At 73.7% G+C, this 25,558-nt stretch carries 20 protein-coding genes; 15 read left to right on the top strand and 5 right to left on the bottom strand.

Features of this window, described 5'->3' with window-relative positions; all coding sequences use genetic code 11:
* Window positions 1-58 precede the first annotated feature (58 nt).
* A complete protein-coding gene (locus tag ABD331_RS34395; RefSeq protein ID WP_425566103.1) occupies window positions 59-952 on the top strand; it encodes an o-succinylbenzoate synthase in 894 nt (297 codons plus the stop codon).
* Window positions 949-2,610 (top strand): 2-succinyl-5-enolpyruvyl-6-hydroxy-3-cyclohexene-1-carboxylic-acid synthase, encoded by a 1,662-nt coding sequence (gene menD / locus ABD331_RS34390; RefSeq protein ID WP_344484147.1) that lies wholly within the window; start codon window positions 949-951, stop codon window positions 2,608-2,610. The genes ABD331_RS34395 and menD overlap by 4 nt, the downstream gene beginning before the upstream one ends.
* A 261-nt stretch (window positions 2,611-2,871) precedes the next feature.
* Here menD and ABD331_RS34385 read toward each other — a convergent pair whose 3' ends face one another.
* Both ABD331_RS34385 and ABD331_RS34380 read right to left on the bottom strand, forming a co-directional pair.
* Window positions 2,872-3,768, bottom strand: a complete 897-nt coding sequence (locus tag ABD331_RS34385) for a 5'-3' exonuclease (protein ID WP_344484557.1) — start codon at window positions 3,766-3,768, stop codon at window positions 2,872-2,874.
* A 48-nt stretch (window positions 3,769-3,816) separates the two neighbouring features.
* Complete coding sequence (locus ABD331_RS34380; RefSeq protein WP_344484144.1) at window positions 3,817-5,022, bottom strand: PP2C family protein-serine/threonine phosphatase; 1,206 nt, start codon at window positions 5,020-5,022, stop codon at window positions 3,817-3,819.
* A gap of 156 nt (window positions 5,023-5,178) precedes the next feature.
* Here ABD331_RS34380 and ABD331_RS34375 point away from each other — a divergent pair, with 156 nt between their 5' ends.
* The 6 genes from ABD331_RS34375 to ABD331_RS34350 all read left to right on the top strand — a co-directional run bounded on the left by ABD331_RS34375 (window position 5,179) and on the right by ABD331_RS34350 (window position 12,739).
* A complete protein-coding gene (locus tag ABD331_RS34375; RefSeq protein WP_344484141.1) occupies window positions 5,179-6,288 on the top strand; it encodes a M24 family metallopeptidase in 1,110 nt (369 codons plus the stop codon).
* A gap of 61 nt (window positions 6,289-6,349) precedes the next feature.
* The gene (locus ABD331_RS34370) at window positions 6,350-7,111 is read left to right on the top strand and encodes a protein phosphatase 2C domain-containing protein (protein ID WP_344484139.1); all 762 of its coding nucleotides are present in this window, start codon (window positions 6,350-6,352) and stop codon (window positions 7,109-7,111) included.
* Window positions 7,112-7,251: 140 nt separating this feature from the next.
* Window positions 7,252-10,386 carry a helix-turn-helix transcriptional regulator gene (locus ABD331_RS34365; RefSeq protein ID WP_344484136.1) on the top strand — a complete coding sequence of 1,045 codons (3,135 nt, stop codon included), beginning with the start codon at window positions 7,252-7,254 and terminating at the stop codon, window positions 10,384-10,386.
* Between the two features lie 122 nt (window positions 10,387-10,508).
* Window positions 10,509-11,375 carry a terpene synthase family protein gene (locus ABD331_RS34360; protein ID WP_344484133.1) on the top strand — a complete coding sequence of 289 codons (867 nt, stop codon included), beginning with the start codon at window positions 10,509-10,511 and terminating at the stop codon, window positions 11,373-11,375.
* A gap of 258 nt (window positions 11,376-11,633) precedes the next feature.
* The gene (locus ABD331_RS34355; protein WP_344484130.1) at window positions 11,634-12,227 is read left to right on the top strand and encodes a GTP-binding protein; all 594 of its coding nucleotides are present in this window, start codon (window positions 11,634-11,636) and stop codon (window positions 12,225-12,227) included.
* 23 nt (window positions 12,228-12,250) lie between these two features.
* Window positions 12,251-12,739, top strand: a complete 489-nt coding sequence (locus ABD331_RS34350; protein WP_344484127.1) for an Lrp/AsnC family transcriptional regulator — start codon at window positions 12,251-12,253, stop codon at window positions 12,737-12,739.
* A gap of 18 nt (window positions 12,740-12,757) precedes the next feature.
* Here ABD331_RS34350 and ABD331_RS34345 read toward each other — a convergent pair whose 3' ends face one another.
* From ABD331_RS34345 to ABD331_RS34335, 3 genes are read right to left on the bottom strand one after another with little or no spacing between them, the layout of a single operon-like run.
* The gene (locus ABD331_RS34345; RefSeq protein ID WP_344484124.1) at window positions 12,758-13,732 is read right to left on the bottom strand and encodes an N-acetylglucosamine kinase; all 975 of its coding nucleotides are present in this window, start codon (window positions 13,730-13,732) and stop codon (window positions 12,758-12,760) included.
* Window positions 13,732-14,991 carry a 6-phospho-beta-glucosidase gene (locus tag ABD331_RS34340; protein ID WP_344484121.1) on the bottom strand — a complete coding sequence of 420 codons (1,260 nt, stop codon included), beginning with the start codon at window positions 14,989-14,991 and terminating at the stop codon, window positions 13,732-13,734. The genes ABD331_RS34345 and ABD331_RS34340 overlap by 1 nt, the downstream gene beginning before the upstream one ends.
* A 16-nt stretch (window positions 14,992-15,007) precedes the next feature.
* Window positions 15,008-16,204 (bottom strand): ROK family transcriptional regulator, encoded by a 1,197-nt coding sequence (locus ABD331_RS34335; protein WP_344484118.1) that lies wholly within the window; start codon window positions 16,202-16,204, stop codon window positions 15,008-15,010.
* A 308-nt stretch (window positions 16,205-16,512) separates the two neighbouring features.
* On the opposite strand from ABD331_RS34335, the gene ABD331_RS34330 reads away from it, so the two are divergent.
* The 7 genes from ABD331_RS34330 (at window position 16,513) to ABD331_RS34300 (ending at window position 25,515) form a co-directional block, all read left to right on the top strand.
* Window positions 16,513-18,705 carry a HelD family protein gene (locus tag ABD331_RS34330; protein WP_344484116.1) on the top strand — a complete coding sequence of 731 codons (2,193 nt, stop codon included), beginning with the start codon at window positions 16,513-16,515 and terminating at the stop codon, window positions 18,703-18,705.
* A 692-nt stretch (window positions 18,706-19,397) separates the two neighbouring features.
* Entirely contained in the window at window positions 19,398-21,029 is a 1,632-nt protein-coding gene (lnt, locus tag ABD331_RS34325) for an apolipoprotein N-acyltransferase (RefSeq protein ID WP_344484113.1), read from the top strand.
* Between the two features lie 22 nt (window positions 21,030-21,051).
* Window positions 21,052-21,801, top strand: a complete 750-nt coding sequence (locus tag ABD331_RS34320; RefSeq protein WP_344484110.1) for a polyprenol monophosphomannose synthase — start codon at window positions 21,052-21,054, stop codon at window positions 21,799-21,801.
* A gap of 103 nt (window positions 21,802-21,904) precedes the next feature.
* Window positions 21,905-22,405: an FxsA family protein gene (locus tag ABD331_RS34315; RefSeq protein WP_344484107.1), complete on the top strand. Its 501-nt coding sequence runs from the start codon at window positions 21,905-21,907 to the stop codon at window positions 22,403-22,405.
* 67 nt (window positions 22,406-22,472) lie between these two features.
* Window positions 22,473-22,940 carry a molybdopterin-dependent oxidoreductase gene (locus ABD331_RS34310; protein WP_344484569.1) on the top strand — a complete coding sequence of 156 codons (468 nt, stop codon included), beginning with the start codon at window positions 22,473-22,475 and terminating at the stop codon, window positions 22,938-22,940.
* Window positions 22,913-25,036: a molybdopterin oxidoreductase family protein gene (locus ABD331_RS34305; RefSeq protein WP_344484554.1), complete on the top strand. Its 2,124-nt coding sequence runs from the start codon at window positions 22,913-22,915 to the stop codon at window positions 25,034-25,036. Before ABD331_RS34310 ends, ABD331_RS34305 begins: the two co-directional genes overlap by 28 nt.
* Entirely contained in the window at window positions 25,033-25,515 is a 483-nt protein-coding gene (locus ABD331_RS34300) for a hypothetical protein (RefSeq protein ID WP_344484104.1), read from the top strand. Before ABD331_RS34305 ends, ABD331_RS34300 begins: the two co-directional genes overlap by 4 nt.
* The last annotated feature ends 43 nt before the right edge of the window (window positions 25,516-25,558 follow it).

Raw genomic sequence — 25,558 nt, 5'->3', positions numbered from 1 at the left:
GGCGCAGGGGAGGGTCGTGACGCGTTCTCCCAGGGCTCCCGTGGTCTTCAGGATCCCCATGCGCACGCGTTTCCGCGGACAGACCGTCAGGGAAGGGGTGCTGCTGCACGGCCCGGCGGGGTGGGGCGAGTTCTCGCCGTTCCCCGAGTACGGCCCGCGCGAGAGCGCCCGCTGGCTGGCCTGCGCCCGCGAGGCGGCGTTCGAGGGCTGGCCTGAGCCGGTGCGCGACAGCGTCCCCGTCAACGCCACCGTGCCGGCCGTCGACCCCGAGCAGGCCCACGACCTCGTGCGCCGCTCCGGCTGCGGCACGGCCAAGGTCAAGGTGGCCGAGCCGGGGCAGACCTTCGACGAGGACCTCGCCAGGGTGGAGGCCGTCCGCGACGCGCTCGGCCCCTCCGGGCGGCTGCGCGTCGACGCCAACGGCGCCTGGCAGGTCGATGAGGCCGTACGCCGGCTCAAGCGCCTCGACCGCTACGACCTGGAGTACGCCGAGCAGCCCTGCGCCACCCTCGACGAGCTCGCCGCGGTGCGGCGGGCCTGCGACGTGCCGATCGCCGCCGACGAGTCCATCCGCAGGGCCGAAGACCCGCTGCGGGTCCGGGCGGCCGAGGCCGCCGACATCGCCGTGGTCAAGGTCCAGCCGCTCGGCGGGGTGCGCGCGGCGCTGCGCGTGGTCGAGGCGTGCGGGCTGCCCGCCGTCGTGTCCAGCGCCGTGGAGACGTCCGTGGGGCTGGCCGCCGGGTTAGCGCTGGCCGCGGCGCTGCCCGCGCTGCCCTACGCGTGCGGGCTCGGCACGGTGTCGCTGCTGTCGGGCGACGTCGTCGCCGACCCGCTGGCGCCCGTGGACGGCCGCCTGGCCGTCCGGCGGCCCGGAGTTGATGTCCATCAGTTGTCGGCTTACGAGATCGAATCTCCCCAGTGGCTTCGCCGGATGCAGGAGGCGTCACGTTGAACCCCGCTACCGCGCTGGCCACCGTACTGGTCGACGAGCTGGTGCGCTGCGGCCTGACCGACGTGGTGCTCGCCCCCGGCTCCCGCTCCGCCCCGCTCGCGCTCGCCCTGCACGCCGAGTCCCGGGTGCGGCTGCACGTGCGCGTGGACGAGCGCTCCGCGTCGTTCCTCGCGCTCGGCCTGGCCAAGCGCTCAGAACGGCCCGTCGCGCTGATCTGCTCCTCCGGCACCGCCACCGCGAACTTCCACCCGGCCGTCATCGAGGCGAGCGAGTCCGGCGTACCGCTGCTCGTGCTCACCGCCGACCGCCCGCCCGAGCTGCGCGGCACCGGCGCCAACCAGACGATCGACCAGATCAAGCTGTACGGCGCCGCCACCCGCTGGTTCGCCGAGGTCGGCGTGCCCGAGGAGCGGCCCGGCCAGGTGGCCTACTGGCGCTCCCTGGCCTGCCGCGCCTACCAGCGCGCCTCCGGCGCCGGCAACCCCGGCCCCGTGCACCTCAACCTCGCCTTCAGGGAGCCGCTCATCCCCGACGGCGACACCTCCTGGTGCGAGCCGCTCGACCTCGGCGCGGGCGGCCCCTGGGTGCGCGCCCGCGTCGCACCCCCGCCGATCGCCCTGCACATCCCGCCCACCAGGCGCGGCGTGCTCGTCGTCGGCGACGGCGCCGCCAACGTCCGCCGCTACGTGGCCGCCGCCGGCATGGCCGGCTGGCCCGTCCTGTCCGAGCCGAACGGCGGCGCCCGCTACGGCGACCACGCCATCTCCACCTACCACTACCTGCTGGGCACCCCCGAGTTCGCCGACGCCCACCGGCCCGACGTGGTCGTCACCCTGGGCCGCCCCGGGCTGTCCAGGCCGCTGCTGTCGTGGCTGCGGCGGGCCGGCGAGCACATCGTCGTCGCCCCCGACCTCGACCGCTGGCCCGACCCCACCCGCTCCGCCACCCAGGTCGCGCAGGCCGTCGAGATCCCCGTCGCCTCCGGCGACGACTCCTGGCTGCACGCCTGGCGCCAGGCCGACCTGGCCGCGCGCGCCGCCATGGACGAGGTCCTCGACCTGTCCGGCACGAGCGAGCCGCGCCTGGCCAGAGACCTCGTGGACGCCCTGCCCAACGGGGCCCTGCTGTTCTGCGGCTCCTCCATGCCCATCCGCGACCTCGACCAGGCCATGCGGCCCCGCCGCGGCATCCGGCTGATGGCCAACCGGGGGGCGTCCGGGATCGACGGGCTCGTGTCCACGGCCATGGGGGCGGCGCTGGCGCACAACGGGCCGTCGTACGCGCTGCTGGGGGACCTTTCCTTCCTGCACGATCAGAACGGGCTCATCCTGGGGCCGCGCGAACCCCGGCCCGACCTCTGCCTCGTGGTCGTCAACAACGACGGGGGCGGGATCTTCTCCTTGCTGCCGCAGGCCGCGGTGCGGGATCCGTTCGAGCGGGTGTTCGGGACGCCGCACGGGGTGGACCTGGGGTACGTGGCTGCTGCTACGGGGACGCCTTACACCCTGGTGGGGGATGTCGGGGAGTTGCCCAAGGCGTTGCGGGGGGAGGGGCCGCGGGTGGTCGAGGTGCGTACGGATCGGGAGGAGAACGTGCTGGTGCATGGGCGGGTGCGGGATGCGGCTCAGGAGGCTGTGCGGGCCTACCTCGCTGGCTGACCCCTGGCCGTTCACGGGCGGCTGGGCGCCTTCCGGCCCGTCCCCCGGCTGAGCGCCGTTCAGGGCGCCGGGCCCCGCCGCCCCACACCTCGCCGACGCGGCGCCAGAGGGCGGGGCGCCCGTGCGGGGCCGTACCCGCGTCGGGTTGCGCCCGCACCCGCGCCCACGCCGGCCGCGCTCGCGCCGGGCGTCGGCCGTGTGGGGCCGCGCTCGTGCCGGGTGGTGTGCGGGCGGGGCGCGGCGGTACCGGGCTTCAGGGCTTCAGCGGCCCAGCGCGTCCAGGAGACGGTTGAGGGGGCTGTCGAGGCCGTAGCGGTCGGCGAGCCGGACGAGCGTTTCCGGGTCGCGGGGCTTGGCGGGCAGGGTGAGGTCGGTGGCGGGCAGGGGCGCGTCCGGGGCGACCTTGACCACGGCCGGTGCGGCGCGGAGGTAGTCGCGGGCGGCGGCGAGCCGGTTGCGGCTGCCGGCCGGGAAGCCGTCCGTGACGCCCGCGTCGAGGGCCTCCAGCAGGGCGGAGAGGGAGCCGAAGCGAGTGATCAGGGCGGCGGCGGTCTTCTCGCCGACGCCCGGCACGCCCGGCAGCCCGTCGCTGGGGTCGCCGCGCAGGGTGGCGAAGTCGGCGTAGGAGCGGCCGGGGACGCCGTACTTGGCGGTGACGAACGCCTCGTCCACGATCTGCAGGTTGCGGATGCCGCGCACGGTGTAGAGGACGCGCACCGGACGGGAGTCGTCGACGAGCTGGAAGAGGTCGCGGTCGCCGGTGACGATGTCCACGGCGCCGTCGCCGGCCTGGTGGGTGAGGGTGCCGATCACGTCGTCGGCCTCGTAGCCGGGCGACTCCAGGCGGGCGATGCCGAGGGCGTCGAGGACGTCCTGGATGACCGCGATCTGCGGGACGAGCGCCTCCGGCACCTCCTCCGTGTTGCCGTGGGCGACCCGGTGCGCCTTGTACGTCGGGATCGCCGCCACCCGGAAGGCGGGCCGCCAGTCGGCGTCCATGGTGGCCGCGAGCGCCGTGGGGGAGTGCTGGCGCACGAGGGTGGCGATCATGTCGATGAGCCCGCGCACCGCGTTGACCGGCGAGCCGTCGGGAGCCTTGATCGACTCCGGGATGCCGTAGAAGGCGCGGAAGTAGAGAGAAGGGGTGTCCAGAAGCATCAGCACCCGTCCATGGTGGCACTTCGCGCAGGTCCGCGCGGGTCCTGTTCACTCGGCTCCCAGCACGCCCACGGCCAGCAGGCAGGCGTCGTCCTCCGGGTTGGGGCCGCCGATGTCGGCGAGCAGGCGGTCGAGGCTCTCCTCCAGGTCCTGGCAGTCGACCTTGCGGGCCGCCGTCATGGCCAGGTCGAGGCCGACGTCGATGTCGCGGGTGCGCCGCTCGACCAGCCCGTCGGTGAACATCAGCAGCAGGTCTCCCGGGTGCAGGCGGGTGGTGGCCAGCTCGTACGGGCTGCCGGACGCGGCCCCCAGCAGCACGCCCCTGGGCTGCGGGAGCTGGCTGGCCACGCCGTCGCGCACCAGGATGGGCGCCAGGTTGCCCGCCTGGCCCCAGGCGAACACCCGGGTCTGCGGGTCGAAGTGCCCGATGATCGCGGTGGCGGTGGTGTCCTTGAGCTGGTGCAGGACGAGCTGGTTCAGCCAGTCGAGCAGCCGGTTGGCCGCCTGCCCCGTCATGGCGAGGCCGACGAGGGCGTGGCGGAGCTGGGCCATGCGGGAGATGGCGGGCAGGCCGTGGCCGGAGACGTCCCCGATGGCCAGGAGCTGGCGGCCGTCGGGGGCGGGTGCGGCCTCGAACCAGTCGCCGCCCAGGTTCGCGGTCTTCTCGGCCGGTACGTACCGGACCGCGATGCGGGTCTGCGGCAGGTCGAGGCAGCCGTCCGGCTCGGGCAGGATCGCCTCGCGCAGGGCGAGCATGACGTGGCGGTCCTCGGCGGCCCGCTCGCGGGCCTCCAGGAGCTGGCGGCGCGACTCCGAGACCATGCGCTCGGCGCGGCGGCGTCCGGTGATGTCCTGGATGACGCCGTGCATGCCGATGGTGCCGCCCGGCCCCGCCAGGGGCTCCAGGACGACGCGCAGGTCGCGCAGGTCGCTGGAGCCGACCCCGCGCCGGATGCGGAACTCGGCCTGCACCGGCTCGTCGCTCTGCACGACCGACCACAGCAGCCGGTCGAGCGTGGCCACGTCGCCGGGCTCGACGTGCTCGGCCAGGTCGGGCAGGGCGATGGGGCCCTCGGCGGGGTCGCGGCCGAAGATCACATAGACCTGCTCCGACCAGATCGTCTCGCCGGTGTGCAGGTGCCATTCGGCCCAGCCCATGTTGCCGAGCCGCTGGGCGTGCGCCAGCCGTACGGCGAGCATCTCGGCGTCGTTCTGGTGACCGAGCAGCTCGGCCGCGCCTATGACGTCGACCATGTGTCTCACTCTCGACGCGGGGTGGAATCCGACAATTGACCCCACACTACGTGATCGATCGTGAACGGTGTGTAGTGGAGGCTTGGTGCGTGACGAGACCTTTCCGTGGATTTTAGGAGGGTATTTTGGCCTGGCGGCCGGGAGTAGATTGAGCCTGTGACGTCCTCAGACCTGTATCCCGTGTCCCGTCTCGCCGCCGTTCAGGAGGCCACCGCCAAGGCGGGCCTCGACGCGTTGCTGCTCACCCCCGGCCCCGATCTGCGCTACGTCAGCGGCTACGACGCCAAGCCGCTGGAGCGGCTGACGTGCCTGGTGGTGCCCGCGTCCGGGGAGGCGTACATGATGGTGCCCCGCCTGGAGCTGCCCGCCGCGCAGGCGTCGCCCGCCTCCCGGCTGGGGCTGGAGTTCGTGGCCTGGGACGAGACCGACGACCCGTACGCCATCGCGGCGGCGCGGCTCGGCCGGGCGGCCAAGGTCGGGCTCGCCGACCGGATGTGGGCCATGTCCTCGCTGCGCTTCCGCGAGGCGCTGCCCGAGACTGAGCAGGTGCTGGCCGGCAGCGTCCTGAGGGAGCTGCGGATGCGCAAGTCGCCCGCCGAGACGGCGGCGCTGCGCGAGGCGGGCCAGGCCATCGACTCCGTGCACCGGCAGGTGCCCGGGCTGCTGCGGGCCGGACGCACCGAGCGCGAGGTGGCCAAGGACATCGCCGAGGCGATCCTGGCCTCAGGGCACGCCACCGTCGACTTCGTCATCGTCGCCTCAGGGCCCAACGGCGCCAGCCCCCACCACGACGTGTCCGACCGGGTCATCCAGGCCGGCGAGCCGGTCGTGGTCGACATCGGCGGGCAACTGCACAACGGCTACTGCTCCGACTCCACGCGCACGTACAGCGTGGGGGAGCCGCCGGCCGAGTTCGCCGCGTACTACGAGGTGCTGCGGCGGGCGCAGGACGCGGCCTGCGCGGCGGTCCGGCCCGGGGTGTCGTGCGAGTCGATCGACGCCGCCGCCCGCGAGATCATCGCCGAGGCCGGCTACGGCGAGTACTTCGTGCACCGCACCGGGCACGGCATCGGCATCGAGACGCACGAGGAGCCGTACATCGTGTCCGGCAACGGCGAGCCGCTGGAGCCCGGGTTCGCGTTCTCCGTCGAGCCGGGGATCTACCTGCCGGGCCGGCACGGCGCCAGGATCGAGGACATCGTGGTGTGCGCGGAGAGCGGTGGGGAGCGGATGAACAACACGCCGCGCGAGCTGGTGATCGTCTAGCTGACGGGGTGAGCGGGCGCGCTGCCGTGATGGGGTGAGCGGCTGTGACACAGTCGCTGTCATGTTCGCGGAGATCACGTACGCCACCCGCCCCGGCTCGGCGCGGCCGAACGAGGACCTGGTGGTCGCCGGGCCGTCCTGGATCGTCGTCCTGGACGGCGCCACGGCCGCGCCCGAAGTGGACAGCGGGTGTGCGCACGACGTCGCCTGGCTGGTGGGGCGGCTCGGAGGGGCGCTGGCCGTCCGGCTGGCGTGCGGTGACGGGGAGCCGCTGGCCGGGGTGCTGGAGTCGGCTATCGAGGAGACCCGGGCGGCGCACTCCGGCGGCTGTGACCTGGACAATCCGGACTCGCCGTCGGCGACGGTGGCCATGGTGCGGGCCGGGGAGCGGCGGGTCGAGTACCTGGTGCTGGGCGACTCCACGGTGGTGCTGTCGGAGGTGGGCGGGCAGGCCAGGGCGGTCAGTGACGACCGGCTGGAGCGGCTGCCGGGCGGGCGGCCGTACAGCCTGGAGCTGATACGGCGGATGCGCAACGCGGCCGGCGGGTTCTGGGTGGCGGGCGCCCGGCCCGAGGCGGCCCGGCAGAGCGTGACCGGCGAGGCGGACGCCGGTGAGGTGCGCGGGGTCGGGGTGTTCACCGACGGGGTGGCGCGGCTGTGCGACTGGTACGGGTGGAGCTGGGAGTCGGTGCTCGACGTGCTGGCGCGGCGCGGGCCTGGGGCGGTCATCGGGGCCGTGCGGGAGCTGGAGGTGGCACGCGGGGCGGTGCGGGGGAAACGGCATGACGACGCGACGGCCGCGTGGGGGCTGCTCGGGCACTGAAGCTCGGGCCGGCGGCAGCGGCGGGCCGCGCTTCGGCCGGGGCGGCGGGCCGCGCTTCGGCGGGGCGGTGGGCCGGGCTGAGGTGTATCAGGGGCTGTCTGCGCTGCTCTGGGATGAAGAGGGCGGCGGAGGGAGTGCGCATGTTCGTCGGCAGAACAGCGGAGCTCGCCTCACTGCGCGCGGAACTGCGCGCGGCAGGCGGCGGATCCGCCAGGAGGGCGGTGGTCGAGGGGCCCGAGGGCATCGGCAAGACCGCGCTCATCCACCACGCGCTCGACGGGGAGGCGGGCGTGCGGGTGCTGACCGTCAGCGGCGAGGAGAGCGAGCGGGAGCTCCGGCTCGGCGTCGTACGGCAGCTCATGGACGAGGCGGCCCTGCTGAACCACGGGACGGGCCCAGGACCGGGCGAGGCGGCCTCAGGACCGGGCGGGGTGACCGGTGCGGCGGAGGGCTGTGCGGGCTGGGCGAGGCTGGGTGCGGCGGACCCGTGTGCGGTGGATCCGAGTGTGGTGGACCCGTGTGCGGCGGGGCAGGTGGTTTGTGAGCTTGTCGCCCGGTTGTCCGCGCTGGGGACGCTCGCGGTGGTCGTCGATGACGTGCAGTGGGTGGACCGGGCCTCGTTGCGGGCGCTGAGTTACGTGCTGCGGCGTGTGCGGGCGGGGCGGGTGCTGCTTCTGGTCGCCTGCCGGGATCTGGCCGATCCCTGGCTGCCGGACGGCCTGCGGCGGCTGCTCGCCGGTGACGGCACGCTGGTCGTCACGCTCGGGGGGCTGAGCGCGTCCGAGCTGGCCGAGCTGGCTGCCGACCCCGCGCTCGCGGCCGGGCGGCGGGAAGGCGGCATGTACGCGTCGCCTGCGGACGCGGCGAAGGAGGCACTGGCGGCGCTGCGCACGGACGCGCTGTGTGCGGACGCGCGGTCGGATGCGGGGCGGCTGGACATGCGGGGGCTGGACGTGCGGGGGCTGGACGTTTCGGCGGGTGAGCGCCGCCCTGACGTTCCGGTGAGCGAGCGCCGCCTGGGCGTTTCGGCGGACGAGCGACGGCCGGGCGTTCCGGCGGACGAGCGCCGCCTGGACGCTTCGGTGGACGAGCGGCGGCCGGGCGTGACCGCGGCGGCGCGGCGGTTGCGCGAGCACACGCTGGGCAACCCGCTGCACGCCCGAGCCCTCCTGACCATCCTGCCTCCCGCGGCCATGGCCGACCCGTGCACGCGCCTGCCGGCCCCGGAAACGTACAGGCGCCCGTTCGCGGCCCGCCTGCACGCGTGCGCCCCCGCCACCCGCCGGCTCGTCGCGGCCTGCGCCGTTCTGGGCGGGCGCTGCCCGCTGCATGTGGCGGCGGCGGTGGCCACCGGGATCGACGAGCCGCTGAACACCCTGGAGGAGGCCGTCACGGCAGGTCTGCTGCGCGAGCTGCCCGGCCGCCTGATCGACTTCCCCGAACCGCTGGCCAGGGCCGCCGCCTACGACGGGATAGGCGCGGGCGCGCGGGCGCGGCTGCACCTGGCCGCCGCCAGGCTGGCCGACGACGACGGGGCGGCGCTGCGGCACCGGGCCGCCGCGGCCGACGGGCCGGACGAGGCGCTGGCCGAGGAGCTGGCGAGGTTCGCGGCGAAGGCGGCGCAGCACGGCCTGTGGCAGGAGGCCGCCGCCCACCTGGACCTGGCCGCCGGTCTCACGGAGTCGCCGGCGCGCCGCGACGAGCTGCGCACGGCCGTTCTGGAACACGTCCTCATCGGGGGCGACGTGATCCGTGCGGCTGAGCTCGCCGCCGTGCGCAACGCCGACCCGCGACCGGTGCGCCGGTACGTGCTGGGACGGCTCGCGCTGGCCGCCGGACGCTTCGACGAGGCGTCCGAGCTGCTGGCGGAGGCGTGGCGGCACACAGAGCCCGGGTTCGCCGCGGACGTGGCGGAGCAGCTGTCCTGGCTGCGGCTGGTCACGGGGAACCGCGCCGAGGCGGCGAACTGGGCACGCCTGTCGATCGAGCAGCCCATCGCGGGGCCGGTCGCCAGGCCGCACGACGTGCCGGCGCTGGGCGGGGCACCCAGCGCCGGCGCGCCATCCGGCAGCCTCGCCGAAGCCGTGGCGCACCTGGCCCTCGACGAGGCGGGCCAGGCGTGCGCCGTGCTGAAGCGGGCCGTGACCGCCGCGGGCGCGGCGGGGCTGCCGCACCACCGGCTGCTGGCCACCGCGCTGCTGGCCGTCGCGGAGCACGGGCTGGCCCGGTGGGACGAGGCCGTGGCGCACGCCGAGGCCGCTCTCGCGGAGGCGTCCGCGCTGGGGCAGCGCTGGTTGCTGCCGTGGCTGGACGCCGCCTGCGTGGCGCCGCTCGCCGCCAAGGGGGAGCACGATCGGGCCCTCGCGCACGCCGTGGCGGCTGGGACGGCTGCGCGCAGGATGCGGCATGTGGCGGGGGAGCGGCAGGCGGAGCTGGCCATGGCGCTGCTCGGGGCGGCAGACCTTCCGGCCGATGCGTGTGGGGGCGGCCTCGGGTTCGTGCCCGATCCGCGGCCCGCGCGCATCGAGGCGCTGGTGGCCGACGGGCGGCTGGAGGAGGCGGAGCGCGCGCTGGACGCTTATGACCGGGATGGGCGGACCGGCGGGCGGCTGGAGGAGGCGGAGCGGGGGCTGGACGCGTACGACCGGGAAGGGCGGACCGGCGGGCGGCTGGAGGAGGCGGAGCGGGGGCTGGACGCGTACGACCGGGAAGGGCGGACCGGTGGGCGGCGCAGGCAGGCCGAGCGGGTCAGGCTCGCGGGGCTGCTGCTGGCCGCGAGGAACGTTCCAACGCAGGCGGAGGAGGCGTTCGGGCGCGCGCTGGACCTGGCCCGGACGGGCGTGTACGAGCCTCCATCGGGCGGGTGCCTGCTGGAGGAGGCGCGAGCGCTGCTGGACCTGGGCAGGCTGCTGCGCCGTACGGGCAGGCGGAAGGCGGCGGCCGAGCGGCTGGGCGCCGCACGCGCGATCTTCGACCGGTTGGGCGCCCGCCCGCTGGTGGAGCGCTGCGCCCAGGAGCTGGAGGCGTGCGGCCTGGAGCCACCGGCCACCGTCAGGCTGGGCCTGACCCCTCAGGAGCTGAGCACGGCGACCCTGGTGGCGGGCGGCCTGACGAACCGCCAGATCGCCAGAGAACTACTCATCAGCGTAAAAACCGTCGAATACCACATCGGCAAGATCTACACGAAGCTCGGCATCGGCTCCCGGGTGGCGCTGGCCGCCAAGCTGGCGGCGTACGGTCCTGAGGTATCGTTCCCGGCCAGCGAAGCAGGCTGATCAGCCACTCAGCTGATACCTTGATCGGCACTTCATGATCATGAAACAATTACCCCACAGCTGTATATCCGGGTATGGGGGGACGTCGCCTATGGTCCGCGAGCCGATCGAGCGGCCCTAGGATGCCCGACGACGAGCTGGACACGGCGTTCGAGCTCGGCAGGACGTGCGCGCTGGCCGCCGAGTGCGGCAGGGACCTGCGGCGGTGTGCCCAGATGTACGCGGATCTGTTCCCCGACGCGGCCTTCAGTGCCGACTTCTTCAGCTCGCTGACCCTGGCGACGGCCTTCAGCGCCCCGTGGGCGGGCGCCGACCGGCTGAAGGCCGCGAACAGGGCCGCCCTGTGGGTGACGGCCGTGGAGCGGCTCGTCGACCGCGCCGCGACCACCCGCGAGCAGGTCAACCGCCTGACGAGGGAGTGCCTGTCGGTGGCCGAGGGGGCGGTGCCGCGTTCGGCGATCACCCGGTTCCTCGCCGACCTGCGCGACGAGCTGGCGACCGTCGCGGACTTCGAGGAGCTGCGGGGCGTCTGGCGCGACCAGCTCGACCGGACGCTGGCGGGCATGGCCAGGGCCTGGGTGTGGCGTGACACGCACACGGTGCCCACGCTGCCCCGCTACGTGGACAACGCCGACAGCCGCGGCTCCTGCTTCGTCGACCTGTCGCACTGGATCTACACCGCCGACGACTGGTCCAGGGCGCACCTGGAGGAGCTGCGGGTGGTCAGCCGGCAGGTGCAGCGGTACCTGCACCTGCTCGGCGACGTCGCCTCCTACCGCAGGGACCTGAGCTGGGGCGACCTCAACGTGCTCGCGCTGGGCGTGGACGGCGCCGAGGTGGCGGCGGCGATCGCGGATCTGGCGAGGGACGCCGAGAGCCTGATCGGGCCGGTCTGCCGCCACAGCCCGCGCACGGCCTCCTACCTGCGAAGACGACTGGGTTTCCAGGCGGGTGTCACCGGTATTTCGGACTATCAGCAGGCCACGTAAAGTCACCGTCTGAATGCATGACAGACAAACTTGACTCTTGCCCTGTTAGATCCGCGAAAAACGTGGCGTGAGGCGACAAACCGTGACATTTTGTTTCTTGTAAAAGATTGCGGCTTGAGTGGAAAATGTGGCGTTGCTAGGGTGTCTCGATGCCAGGCATGTGGAACGGCCCCCTCAGGCGAAACCTTGACAGGTACCACTGACCGGCACCTCAGGGGCGGGGTCGCGCATGCGCGGGAAATGTACGGGCGGTGCTGGATGGAATTCGGTCGCTCAGACCGTTGGCGGCTGCCGACAGCGATCAAGATCTTGGTCGCCGGCGGGTTCGGCGCGGGCAAGACCACGATGGTCGGCGCCGTGTCCGAGACCAGGCCTCTTCGCACCGAGGAGGCGCTCACCCAGGTGGGCACCCACATCGACGACCTGTCAGGTGTCGAGCGCAAGCTCACCACCACCGTGGCCATGGACTTCGGCCGCATCACGATCGCCAACGACTACATGCTCTACCTGTTCGGCACCCCCGGCCAGGAGCGCTTCTTCTTCGTGTGGGACGAGCTGGCCATGGGCGCGCTGGGCGCCGTCGTGCTGGCCGACACCCGGCGGCTGGACGACTGCTTCCCGTCCGTCGACTACTTCGAGAAGCGCGAGCAGCCGTTCGTCGTGGCGCTGAACTGCTTCGACGGCGTCTCGCCGTTCACGGTCGGCGAGGTGCGCTCGGCGATCGGCCTGGAGCCGGACATCCCGATCGTGCGTTGCGACGCCCGGCGCCGCGACTCCGGCAGGGAGGTGCTCATCACCCTGGTCGAGCACGCGATGCGCAGAGGCGCCACCCCGGTCGGGACCATGTCGTGACCATGACCGGCTACCTTTGACCGATGGAGGAGATCGACCGCCGGATCGTCACGCTGCTGGCCCGCGACGGCCGCATGAGCTTCACCGACCTGGCCAGGGAGACCGGGCTCTCCGTCTCGGCGGTGCACCAGCGCGTACGCCGCCTGGAGAAACGGGGAGTGGTGCGCGGCTACGCCGCGATCATCGACCATGACGCGGTGGGGCTGCCGCTGACCGCGTTCGTGTCGATCAAGCCGATCGACCCGGCCGCGCCCGACGACGCACCCGAGCGGCTGGCCCATCTGGCCGCCATCGAGGCGTGTCACAGCGTGGCGGGCGACGAAAGTTACATCCTCAAGGTGCGGGTGGCCTCGCCGGCCGCGCTGGAGGATCTGCTCCAGCAGATCAGGGCGTCGGCGAACGTCTCCACGCGCACGACGGTCGTGCTGAGCACCCCGTACGAGCACCGCGCCCCCGACGTGGAGCCCGAGGCGGTCGGCGAGGCCGCCACCGGCCCTGACGGCGCCGCCTAGCCACCAGGCCGGACAAGCTCACCCGGTTGCGTCCCCGCGGTAGCGGGAGCGCAGCCGGGCCAGCGCGGCCTCCCCGGCGCCGAGGTGCTCCAGGCCCAGCAGCGCCGCGCCCGCGATCGGCGGCAGGTCCGCCACCACGAGCCGCGCCAGCGGCGCCCGCCGCCCGCACAGCTCCTCCACCAGCCTCGTCATCAGCGGATCCCCGGACGTCAGCAGCCCGCCGCCCAGCACCACCTCCGCCGGCGTCCCCAGCAGGCCGAGCCGGCGCAGGCACACCTCCGCCAGCACCGCCACCTCCTCCGCCTGCCGCTCCACCAGCGCCCCGGCCACCGCGTCGCCGTCGCGGGCCGCCGCCAGCACGCCGGGCGACAGCTCGTGCAGGCGTCCCTCGCCGATCCGGCCGAGGTGCAGGCCCAGCACGACCTCCTCGACCGTCGCCGCGCCGAAGTGGGCGGCCACCAGCCCGGCCAGCGCGGTCGGCGCGCCCCGGCCGTCCTCGGCGCGCACCGCGTGCCACAGCGCCTCCTCGCCCAGCCCCTCGCCGCCGCCCCAGTCGCCGCTGAGCCGCCCGAGCGCGGGGAAGCGGGCCACCGCGCCGGTGGGGGAGACGCCGACCGCGTTGATGCCCGCACCGCACACCACGGCCACCCCCCACGGCGCCGACGCGCCCGCCCGCAGCACCGCGAACGTGTCGTTGCGCACCACCACGTCGGCGCCCAGCCCACGGGCGGCGAACTCGCCGGCCAGCGCCTCCTCCTCCACGGGCAGGTCGGCGCCCGCCAGGCAGGCCGACACGTGGTCGAACCCGCCGCGCGGCACCCAGACGGGCAGCGTCGCCAGCGCCGCCGCCACCACGTCCAGGGCCGCCGCGACGCCGTCCCGCTGCGGCACGAACGCCCCCGACCGGCCGGTGCCCAGCACCTCGCCGCGCTCGGACACGACGGCCACGTCGGTCTTGCTGTTGCCGCCGTCCACGGCCAGCATCAGGCGCATCAGCCCGCCGCCCACGGCAGGTGCGCCCGCCCGGCCTCCAGCAGCAGGCCCGTCAGCTCCTCGGCCGGCTCGTCCTGGCCGATCAGCGGGTGGGCGAGCAGCGCGTCCCGCACCCGGTCCGCGCCGCCGTGCAGGGCCGCCTCCAGGGCGAGCGTCTCGTACGCCGACACGTGCGCGATCAGCCCCGCGTACAGGGGCTCCACGGGCGGCACCGGCAGCGGCGCCGCCCCGGACGCGGTGATCGAGGCCGGCACCTCGATCACCGCCTCGTCCGGCAGGAACGGCAGTGTGCCCGCGTTGCGCACGTTCACCACCTGGGCGTCGCCCCTGTCGCCGAGCAGCGAGGCGATCAGCGCCACGGCCGCCTCCGAGTAGAACGCGCCGCCCCGCTGCGCCAGCAGATCGGGCTTGGTCACCACGGACGGGTCCGCGTACAGCTCCAGCAGCCGCTCCTCCATCCGCGCCACCTCGGCCGCCCGCGTCGGCTTCGAGCGCTGCTCGCGCACCACCGCGTCGTGGGCGTAGAAGTAGCGCAGGTAGTAGGAGGGGACGGCGCCGAGCCGCCGCAGCAGCTCCGGCCGCAGGCCCAGCGTCTCGGCCAGCTCCCGGCCGTGCTCGCGCAGGAGGGCGGGCAGCACGTCGGCGCCGTCGAGGGTGACCGAGCGCTCCCACGTCAGGTGGTTGAGCCCGACGTGGCCGAGCGAGACGCGGGCGGGATCGACGCCGAGCCAGGCGGCGAAGCGGCGCTGGAGGCCGATGGCCACGTTGCACAGGCCGATGGCGCGGTGCCCGGCGTCCAGCAGCGCCCTGGTGACGATGCCGACCGGGTTGGTGAAGTCGACGATCCAGGCGCGCGGCGCGACCTCGCGTACGACAGAGGCCAGCTCCAGCACGACAGGGACCGTGCGCAGCGCCTTGGCCAGCCCGCCCGCGCCCGTCGTCTCCTGGCCCACGCAGCCGCACCGCAGCGGCAGCGTCTCGTCCACCTCGCGCGCCGCCTGCCCGCCCACCCTGAGCTGGAACAGCACCGCGCCGGCCCCCGCCGCGCCCTCCGCGAGCGAGGAGGTGGCCAGCACCCGCGCCGGATGCCCGGCGTGCGCCAGCATCCGCCGCGACACGCCCGCCACCAGCTCCAGCCGCGCCGCGTCCGGGTCGATCAGCGCCAGCTCCGTCACCGGCAGCTCATCGCGCAGCCGCGCGATCCCGTCCACCAGCTCGGGCGTGTACGTCGAGCCGCCCCCGACCACCGCCAGTCTCACCTGCGCCTCCAGCCGATCACGAGGGGATGCTCGAACCGAACACCTCGTCGCGCACGGCGGCGAGGGCGAGGTCGAGGGCGCCGGCCAGCACCGGGTTGCCCTCGACAGCGGACAGCCTGACGGGCGGCCGTGGGATGGTCAGCGCGTGCAGCTCGTGCTCGACCAGCTCGCGCAGCAGCTCCCCGCCCGGCAGCACGGCGCCGCCCGTCAGCACGATCAGCGCCGGGTCCACGACCGCGGTGATGGCGGCCAGGCCGACGGCCAGGCGGGCGGCGACGTCGCGCAGCCCCGCCCTGGCGTCCTCGGCCCTCTGGCCGGTGCCGGACGCCGCGCGCACCGCGTTGGCGACGGCGTGGCGGAAGCCGGCGCCGCGCACGCCGTACGAGCGCAGCAGCTTCAGCACCGCCTGCCCACCGGTCAGCGCCTGGTAGCCGTGGTCGGCGTAGCGGCCCGACTCGCGGGCCGTGGGCGCGCCCGGCGCGGGCATGTAGCCGACCTCGCCCGCGCCGCCCGTGGCGCCCCTGCGCACCCGGCCGTCCAGGACGATGGCCGAGCCGATGCCCGCGTCGGCCCACAGCAGCACGAAGTCGCGGTGGCCGCGCGCCACGCCGTGCGCCTGCTCGGCGACCGCGACCAGGTTGACGTTGTTCTCCACGTCCACGGGGACGCCGAGCCCGGCGCTGAGCGCGGGCACCAGGTCGGGGATGTGCCAGCCGGGCACGTCCTTGGCGGCGGCGTACCCGAGCCTGCCCGTCGCGGGGTCGATCGCGGCCTGCACGCCGATGACGACGCGGCGCAGCTCGCCGGGCGGCCCCACGCCGAGCAGGGCGGCGCGCAGCCGGTCCACCAGCTCGTCGTGGGGACGGCGCGGGGTGGGCAGCGTGTGCTCGCCCACGACCGTGCCGGTGATGTCGGCCACCCTGGCCTCGATGCGGTGCGGGGTGACGTCGAGCGCGCCGACGTAGGCCGCGTCCGGGTTGATCCGGTAGACCTCGGCGGTGCGCCCCGGCAGGCCCTCCCTGATGCCGTCCAGCACCACCAGGCCGGCCTCCTGGAGGCGGGACAGGAGCTGGGAGGCGGTGGGCTTGGACAGCCCCGTGAGCGTGCCGATCTGGGGGCGGGTGAGCGGACCCCGTTCGAGGAGGACGCGCAGCGCGGCGCGATCATTGATGGCGCGTAGCAGACTGGGTGTCCCCGGAACCGGAGCGCTCACCGCGGCCTTCCCCCATCTGTTAGTAAAGTTTCCTAACCTATATGACGGCAAAAAGGTTGCGGTCAAGGGGTGAAATCAAGACGTGACCCGGTAGGGGAAAGGGAAAGTGATGGGAGTGCCTCTACAGGCATGCTAATGTCGTCGTTTGTCGTAACAACAAGCAGAATGGCCCGGAGTGTCCCATTAACCACATTAATGGTCAGGCGGCAACTCGTCAAACGGAGCTCGCCAAGGAGCAGGCGTACGTCACCCGCCTGTACGACCGCCTCGACACGCTGCGCGAGCGCACCCAGCAGCAACTCAAGGAGGTGCTGGCCTCGGGCGCCGTCGGCACGATGCAGAACAGGTCCGAGCGCGACACCTTCGCCGAGATGTACGCCACCCGCCTCGCCCGGCTCTGGGCCGTCGAGCGCGGCCTGGTTTTCGGACGGCTCGATCACCTCGACGAGGGCCGGCTGTACATCGGCAAGCTGGGCATGACCGACGACGAGCAGCTCCGCCTGCTCATCGACTGGCGGGCGCCCGTCGCGCAGCCGTTCTACCGCGCCACCCCGGCCGCCCCGATGGGCGTCACCAGGCGCCGCCACCTGCAGACCAAGGGCCGCACCGTGGCCGGCGTGGACGACGACCTGCTCGACCTCGACTCGCTGACCGACGACGACCGCGCCACCCTCAACGGCGAGGCCGCCCTGCTGGCCGCGCTCGACGAGCGGCGCACGGGCCGCATGCGCGACATCGTCGCCACCATCCAGTCCGAGCAGGACCGCGTCATCCGCAGCGACCTCAACGGCGTGCTCGTCGTGCAGGGCGGGCCCGGCACCGGCAAGACCGTCGTCGCCCTGCACCGCGCCGCGTACCTGCTCTACACCCACCGCGAACGGCTGGAGCGCCGCGGCGTGCTCATCCTCGGGCCGAACCTCACGTTCCTGCGCTACATCGAGCAGGTGCTGCCCTCGCTCGGCGAGACCGACGTGCTGCTGTCCACCGTCGGCGAGCTGTACCCCGGCGTGACCGCCGCCGCCCGCGACAAGCCCGAGGTGGCCGCGCTCAAGGGCGACCTGCGGATGGCCGAGGTGATCGCCAAGGCCGTGCGCGACCGGCAGCGCGTCCCGCGCCAGCCCGTCGAGCTGACCATCGGCCGCATCACGCTCACCATCGACCGGAACATGCTGGAGGCCGCGAAGAACAAGGCCACCCGCTCGCGCCGCCCGCACAACCAGGCGCGCGCCGTGTTCGTCCGGTCGCTGCTCACCGCCCTGGCCAGGCAGCAGGCCCGCAAGATCGGCAAGGGGCTCATCGACGAGGACGACCTGGCCGACCTGCGCGAGGAGCTGCGCACCGAGCCGGTCGTCAAGTCCGCGCTCAACCGGCTGTGGCCGTACCTGACGCCGCAGCGGCTGCTGCTCGGCCTCTACGGCTCGCCCGAACGCCTCGGCTACGCCGCCTCCGCCCTCAGCCCGCAGGAGCGGGCGCTGCTGCGCCGCTCCGGCGGCGAGTGGACCGAGTCCGACGTGCCGCTGCTCGACGAGGCCGCCGAGCTGCTCGGCGACATCGACGAGCAGGTGCTGCGCGCCAGCGCCATGCAGGCCGAGGAGGAGCTGGCCGCCGCCAGGCAGGCCGAGGAGAGCCAGCGCGAGTCCGAGCTGGCCTACGCCCGCGAGGTGCTGGAGCTGACGGGGCTGTCCGACGTCATGGAGGCCGAACGGCTCGCCGAGCGGCAGCGCGGCGACGGCCCCTACCTCACCACCGCCGAACGCGCCGCCGCCGACCGCACCTGGGCCTACGGGCACGTGATCGTGGACGAGGCGCAGGAGCTGTCGCCGATGGCCTGGCGGGCCGTCATGCGGCGATGCCCCACCCGGTCCATGACGATCGTCGGCGACATCGCCCAGACCGGCTCGGCTGCCGGGGCCCGCTCGTGGCAGGAGGTGCTCGACCCGTACGTGGCCGGGCGCTGGCGCCAGGAGCGGCTCACCGTCAACTACCGCACCCCGGTGGAGCTGATGGCGGTCGCCGCCCGGGTCCTGGCCACCATCGACCCCGGCCTGGAGGCGCCCGCCTCCGTCCGCGAGGCCGGCGCGCGCCCGTGGGCGGCGCCGCTGTCGGCCCTGCCCGAGCTGGCCAAGGAGGAGGCGGGCGAAGGCGGCAAGGTCGCCGTCGTGGTGCCCGACTCGCTGCTGTCCGAGCTCGGTACGCGGCTCACCGCGAACGTCCCCGGCACCGTCGTCGTCGCGCCCGGCGCCGGCCGCGCCCGCGGGGCGGAGGCACTGGACGCGCCCGTCGCGGTCATGGGCGTGACCGACGCCAAGGGCCTCGAGTTCGACTCCGTCATCGTCGCCGAGCCTGACCTCATCGCCGCTCAGTCGCCACGAGGGCCCAGCGACCTGTATGTTGCTCTCACGCGTGCGACGCAGCGGCTCGGGGTCGTCCACGAGCGGCCGCTCTCGCAGGCGTTGCGGGGCTTGCCGAGCCGTGCTCCGGCGCCCGCAAATGGGCTTTGACCGGCTTTGCGACCACCGGCCGTACATGTCCCACCTGCGGAAACTTGATGTTCCCGCTGATCGGGACACGGTTGACATCTGAGGTGGAGTCGGTAGTTTGCTGCGCAGTCCAGCACGGGACTTGGCCGGTTGGCCGTCTCTGACATCGTCGGATCCTGCGTCCGTGACGGAGCGTGACTTCGTCCACACAGCCAGGTGCAGGGCCGTCGGTCCGTCGAGTCGGGGCACCCCAACCGGGCGGGGGGTTGGACCCGGGACGGGTCCGGGAGCCCAGTAGACAACGGAATTCCGAGCTCGCCGCCGACGAGACGGGTCCGGTCCGAAGGGTTTTCCGGGCCCTCTTCCCGCTCCCGTGCCATCGGACCGCCATCGCGCCGGGTGGTCCCGTTCAGCCGCGGGATCACCCTGCCGCCCCGCAAATTCGGGGCGGTGTTTCGATCTTCCCCGCGCCTCGCCGGTCCGAGCGCGGTCCGGGGGCGGTAGCGTTTTCGCCAGCAAGCCGTTTGTGAGGTGGCGAGGAGTACCCCGGAGTGGTTCAGGACAGAACGGGCCTACCGGCGGCCGGGGGCGATCCCGGGCGCGCGGATGCGCCGGCGTCGCCTGGTGACGGTGCGCCGCTCGCGCCTGAGGCCGCGACTGGCGCCACGGACGAGGGCGAGCGCGAGGCTGCCGCCGTGACGGAGCCTGCCGCCGTGACAGAGCCCGAGCCTGGGGCCGCGTCTGCCGCCGTGAGCGAGCCTGGGCCCGAAGCCGGGCAGGTGGCCGGGCGAGGTGCGGCGGTCGCCGGGCCGGAGCCCCGGTGGAGGCTGCTGGGCAGGGTCGGGGCGGCCGTCGTCGGCGGGGTGGCGCTGTTCGCCGCGTTCCCGCCCCTGAGCTGGTGGCTGTGCGCCCCCCTGGGCATCGCCCTGATCGTGGTCTCGATCCACGGCGTCAGGCCGAGGAGGGCCGCCTGGATCGGCTACCTGGCCGCCGTGGCGTTCCTGCTGCCGGCGCTGGCCTGGGTGCGCAGCATCGGCGACGACGTCTGGTTCATGCTGGTCGGCGTCGAGAGCCTGTTCTACGCCGCGCTGGCCGCCCTGGCCGCGCTGGTGTTCAGGCTGCCCGCCTGGCCGCTGTGGTTCGGCGGGTTGTGGGTGCTCATGGAGTGGGCCCGCAGCCTGGTGCCGATCGGCGGGTTCCCGTGGGCGCGGGCCGCCTTCAGCCAGGGTGAGTCGCTGTTCACCCCGTACGCCGCGCTGGGCGGCGTCCCGCTGGTGTCGTTCGCCGTCGCCCTGTGCGCCGCGCTGCTGGCCCAAGCGGCCCTCGGCAGACGCAAGGGAACAGCAAGCACCGGGCCCGGCCGTGACGTGCTCGTACGGCACGCCGCCCCCCTGGCCCTGGCTCTGGTCGTGCCGCTGCTGGGCCTGGCCGTGCCCAGGCCGGGCGACGAGGGCCGTACCGTCAACGTCGGCATCGTCCAGGGCAACGTCCCCGGCGAGGGCATGTACGCCCTCGGCGACGAGCCCGCAGTCGTGCTCCGCAACCACGCCAACGAGACCAAGCGCCTGGCCCAGGCCGTACGCGACGGCAAGCTCCCCAAGCCCGACCTGGTCGTCCTGCCGGAGAACTCCACCGACATCGACCCCTACCGCGACGAGTACGCCCGCCAGATCATCCAGGACTCCGTGCGGGACGTCGGCGTGCCCACCCTGGTGGGAGCCGTGGTGGCGATCGGCGACGAGCACCGCGCCACCCGCAGCCTCGTCTGGGACCCGGTGACAGGGCCCGGCGCCTACTACGACAAGCAGCGGCTGGTGCCGTTCGGGGAGTACACCCCGTTCGAGGACCTGGTGCTGGCGCTGTGGGAGCGGGCCAGCCTGGTCGGCAGGCAGTCGGTGCCCGGCGACGAGCCGGGCGACCTGAAGCTGGGGCCGGTCACGATCGGCGCGGTCAACTGCTACGAGGTCGCCTACGACGATACGGTGCGCGAGACGGTGCGCGCCGGTGGCACCCCGATCGTCGTGCAGACCAACAACGCCTCCTACGCCCTGTCCAACCTGCCGCCGCAGCAGCTCGCCATGTCCCAGTTGCGGGCCGTCGAGCACAACAGAGCCGTTGTGACCGCCGCGACCACCGGGATCTCGGCATATGTCACACCTGACGGTAAGGTCTCCTGGCAGACCCGCGAGCGTGTCGCCGACATGAACGTGGTCGCGGTGCCCGTCCGCACGAAGGAAACGCTTGCCACCAAGGTGGGCGCGCTTCCCGAATGGGCATTGATGTTGATGGGAGCCGCGGCGGCCGCAGTCGCCGCGTGGCGTGGCAGGCGGCGAGGCGATCGATGAGCGATCGGATGAGGAACGACGGATGATGGAGACTCTCGGCAGGGTGCTCGTCGTCGTACCGACCTACAACGAGCGCGACAACCTGCCGGCGATCGTCGAGCGGTTGCGAACCTCCGTCCCTGACGCCCACGTCCTGGTGGCCGACGACAACAGCCCCGACGGCACCGGGGAGGTCGCCGACGGTCTCGCCGCCGACGACGACCACGTGCACGTCCTGCACAGGCCTGGAAAGCAGGGGCTCGGCGCGGCCTACATCGCCGGGTTCCGCTGGGGCCTGGAGGAGGGGTACGACGTCCTGGTCGAGATGGACGCCGACGGCTCCCACCAGCCCGAGGAGCTGCCGAAGCTGCTGGCGGCGCTGGCCGACGGCGCCGACCTGGCCATCGGCTCGCGCTACGTGCAGGGCGGCAAGGTCGTCAACTGGCCGCAGCGGCGCGAGCTGCTGTCGAAGGGCGCCAACATCTACACCCGCGTCATGCTCGGCCTCCCGGTCCGCGACGCGACCGCCGGTTTCCGCGCCTACCGGGCCGCCACGCTGGAGAAGGTCGGCCTGTCCGGGGTGGAGTCGCAGGGCTACTGCTTCCAGGTCGATCTGACGCTGCGCACGTCCAGGCACGGGCTGCGGGTGGTGGAGGTGCCGATCACGTTCGTGGAGCGTACGGTCGGCAAGAGCAAGATGAGCGGCAAGGTCATGTCCGAGGCGCTGTGGCGGATCGGCATGTGGGGCGTGACCGGGCTGCCCAAGCGGCTCAAGGGCCCCGCCCGCGACTAGGGGGCTCCTCCGGGACATCCCTGATTCGGCGCCCGTCATGGAACGCCCGGCGGCCCCCCAGCGTTGTTCCTGCTGTAACGCGCGTGTGCGAATCGAGGAAACGATGCGGCTCCTGCTCTTCCTGGCCTTCCTGGTCGTGCCCGTCCTGGAGATCTGGCTGCTCATCCAGGTCGGGTCGGTGATCGGCGGGCCCGCGACCGTCGCCCTGCTCATCGCCGACAGCCTCCTGGGCGCCTGGCTGGTGCGCCGTGAGGGCCGCCGCGCCTGGAAGGCGCTGCGGACGGCGCTGGAGTCGGGCCGCATGCCCGACAAGGAGCTGGCCGACGGCGGCATCATCCTGGTGGGCGGCACGCTGCTGCTGACGCCCGGCTTTTTCACGGACGTGTTCGGCTTCCTGTGCCTGATCCCGTTCACCCGGCCGATGATGCGGCGGCTGGGCTCGTGGTTCTTCGAGCGCCGGATCAAGAAGCTGGCCGCCTCCTCGCCGTACGCGAACCTGTTCCCGCCGTCCTCCGGCTTCCCCGGCGCCGGGACGGGCGCGCCGCAGGGTGGCGGCGGCCGGGTGGTGCACGGCGAGGTCATCCGCGAGGACCGCGACTCCTGAGCCGGCCACGTATGGGCCCGGTGTTCACGGGCATGCGTCTCCCATCCGACTACCCCGGGGAGGACGCATGCCGTACGCGGACAGGATCGCCGAGCCGTGGGGGGAGCGCACACCGTACGGACCGGGCGAACCCTGGCCCGTACGCGTGGACGCCTTCCTGGAGCCCGGCCTGAGCGAGCGGGACGTGGACCGCTGGGTGCAGAGCGCGAGCCTGCTGCACAGCAACGGCGACGGCATGGACATCGCGGTCAAGGACGGCCGCATCGCCGGGGTGCGGGGCCGCGCGGACGACCGCGTGAACCACGGCCGGCTGGGCCCCAAGGACCTGTACGGCTGGCAGGCCGCCAACGCGCCCGACCGGCTGCGCCGCCCCCTCGTCCGCGAGCACGGCCGCCTGGTGGAGGCGAGCTGGGACACCGCGATGCGGCGCGTCACCGGCGCCGCCCGGCGGCTGCTGGACGAGCAGGGCCCAGCGCGCTCGGCTTCTACACCACCGGCCAGCTCTTCCTGGAGGAGTACTACACCCTCGCCCTGATCGCGCACGGCGGCCTCGGCACCAACCACGTGGACGGCAACACCCGCCTGTGCACGGCGACGGCCGCCGCGGCGCTGAAGGAGTCGTTCGGCTGCGACGGGCAGCCCGGCTCCTACACCGACGTGGACCACGCCGACGTCATCGCCCTGTACGGCCACAACGTGGCCGAGACGCAGACCGTGTTGTGGAGCCGGATCCTCGACCGGCTCGCCGGACCGAACCCGCCCGCGCTGATCTGCGTGGACCCCCGCGAGACCGAGGTGGCCCGCGCCGCCGCCGTCCACCTGGCCAACCGGCCGGGCACCAACCTGGCCCTGATGAACGGCCTGCTCCACGAGATCATCGAGAACGGCTGGATCGACGAGCGCTACCTCGGCGAGCACACCGTCGGCTTCGAGGAGCTGCGCAAGCGGGTGCACGACTTCCCCGCCGAGGAGGCCGCCAGGATCTGCGACGTGCCCGTGGCGGACCTGCGCGAGGCCGCCCGCCTCATCGGCACCGCCGGGCGGCTGCTGTCCACCGTGCTGCAGGGCTTCTACCAGTCGCACCAGGCCACCGCCGCCGCCGTCCAGGTCAACAACGTGCACCTGGTACGCGGCATGCTCGGCCGCCCCGGCTGCGGCGTCCTGCAGATGAACGGCCAGCCCACCGCGCAGAACACCCGCGAGTGCGGCGCCGACGGCGACCTGCCCGGCTTCCGCAACTGGTCGAACGACGCGCACGTACGCGACCTGGCCCGGGTGTGGAACGTCGAGCCCCTCGACATCCCGCACTACTCGCCGCCCACGCACGCGATGCAGATGTTCCGCTACGCCGAGGAGGGGTCGATCCGGTTCCTGTACGTGATCGGCACCAACCCCGCCGTGTCGCTGCCCGAGCTGTCCCGCGTCAGGTCGATCCTGGCGCGGGAGGGCCTGTTCCTCGTCGTTCAGGACGTCTTCCTCAGCGAGACCGCCCAGCTCGCCGACGTGGTGCTCCCGGCGGCCACGTGGGGCGAGAAGACCGGCACGTTCACCAACGCCGACCGCACCGTCCACCTGTCGGACAAGGCGGTGGAGCCGCCCGGCGAGGCCCGCCCGGACCTCGACATCTTCCTCGACTTCGCGCGCCGCATGGAGCTGACCGACCAGGACGGGGCGCCGCTGGTGAAGTGGAGCGACGCGGAGGGCGCGTTCGAGGGCTGGAAGGAGTGCTCGCGCGGCCGGCCGTGCGACTACACCGGCCTGTCGTACGAGCGGCTGCGCGGCTCCGGCGGCATCCAGTGGCCCTGCGACGACGCCCGTCCCGGCGGCACCGAGCGGCTCTACGCGGACGGCCGCTTCCTCAGCGCGCCCGACCTGTGCGAGGACTACGGGCGCGACCTGGTCACCGGGGCGCCGCTGTCGCAGACCGAGTACCGGGCGCTCAACCCGGACGGCAAGGCCGTCATCAAGGCCGCCGAGTACGTCCCGCCGCACGAGGAGCCCGGCGGTGAGTTCCCCTTCTGGCTCATCACCGGCCGGACCGTCTACCACTTCCACACCAGGACGAAGACCGCCCGGGCGCCCCAGCTCCAGGAGGCGGCGCCCGAGGTGTGGGCCGAGATGTCGCCGGGGGACTCGGGGGCGCTCGGGCTCGCGGAGGGGGATCTGGTGGAGATCGCGACCCCTCGGGGGCGGGTGCGGGCCCGGGTGCGGGTGACCGGCATGCGGGACGGGGTGGTCTTCCTGCCGTTCCACTACGGCTACTGGGACGCGTCCGGCGGGCGTGAGCCTGGTGACGGGGCTGCCACGGCGGCGAACGAGCTGACGATCACGGACTGGGATCCGGCGTCCAAGCAGCCGATCTTCAAGACGGCGGCGGCGCGGGTCACCCTGGTGGAGCGCGGTGACCGGCCGTCCGCCGCCCCGACGACCGCCGCCGCCCGGCCGGTCGCGCAGGGAGTGCCGGCCACGACGGGCGGTACGGCGGCCCGCTCCACCACGTCACTCGGCTCCGCGTCCAGCCCCGCGTCCGGTCGCGCGTCCGGCTCTGCGTCCGGCCTCGCGTCTGGCTCCGCGTCCGGTCCTGCGTCCGGTCCTGCGTCCGGTCCTGCGGTCGGAGGGGGCGTGCGATGAAGTTCGATCTGGTCCTGCGGGAGCTGCACCGGTCGGAGGGCGAGCTGGCCGAGGTCCTGCTGCGTCTGTCCGACCGGCACAAGGCCGACCACGAGACCTACCACGTCGCCCGTGACCTGGCCGGCTGGTGCCACGACCATCTGCGCGACCTGGCGGAAGCGGCCCGCGACCACGGCCTCGACCTCGACCCGGAGCCGCCCGCCGACCCCGGCGCGGTGGAGGAGGACCTGGAGCGGGCGGGCGCCTGGCTCGGCCCCGACCCGGGCCCTGGGCTGGTGCTGCTGGCCGACCTCCGGCACCTCTACCGGGTCGCGTCGGGCGTCTCCCTCGACTGGGAGCTGCTCGCCCAGGCGGCCCAGGGCGCCAGGCGGGCCGACCTGCTGGAGCTCGCCGAACGCTGCCACCCGCAGACGCTGCGGCAGCTCCGCTGGGCCAACGCCCGGCTGAAGGAGTCGGCCACCCAGCCGCTGGTCAGCTAGCGTCCAGAAAACGTCCGCACAATGAAGAACCCCCGGGCCATGG

This window comes from Nonomuraea monospora (assembly GCF_039531895.1).
Classification (GTDB): Bacteria; Actinomycetota; Actinomycetes; order Streptosporangiales; family Streptosporangiaceae; genus Nonomuraea; species Nonomuraea monospora.
The sequence above is the reverse complement of the archived record's forward strand: the minus strand, read 5'-3'. Positions and strand labels throughout refer to the sequence as shown.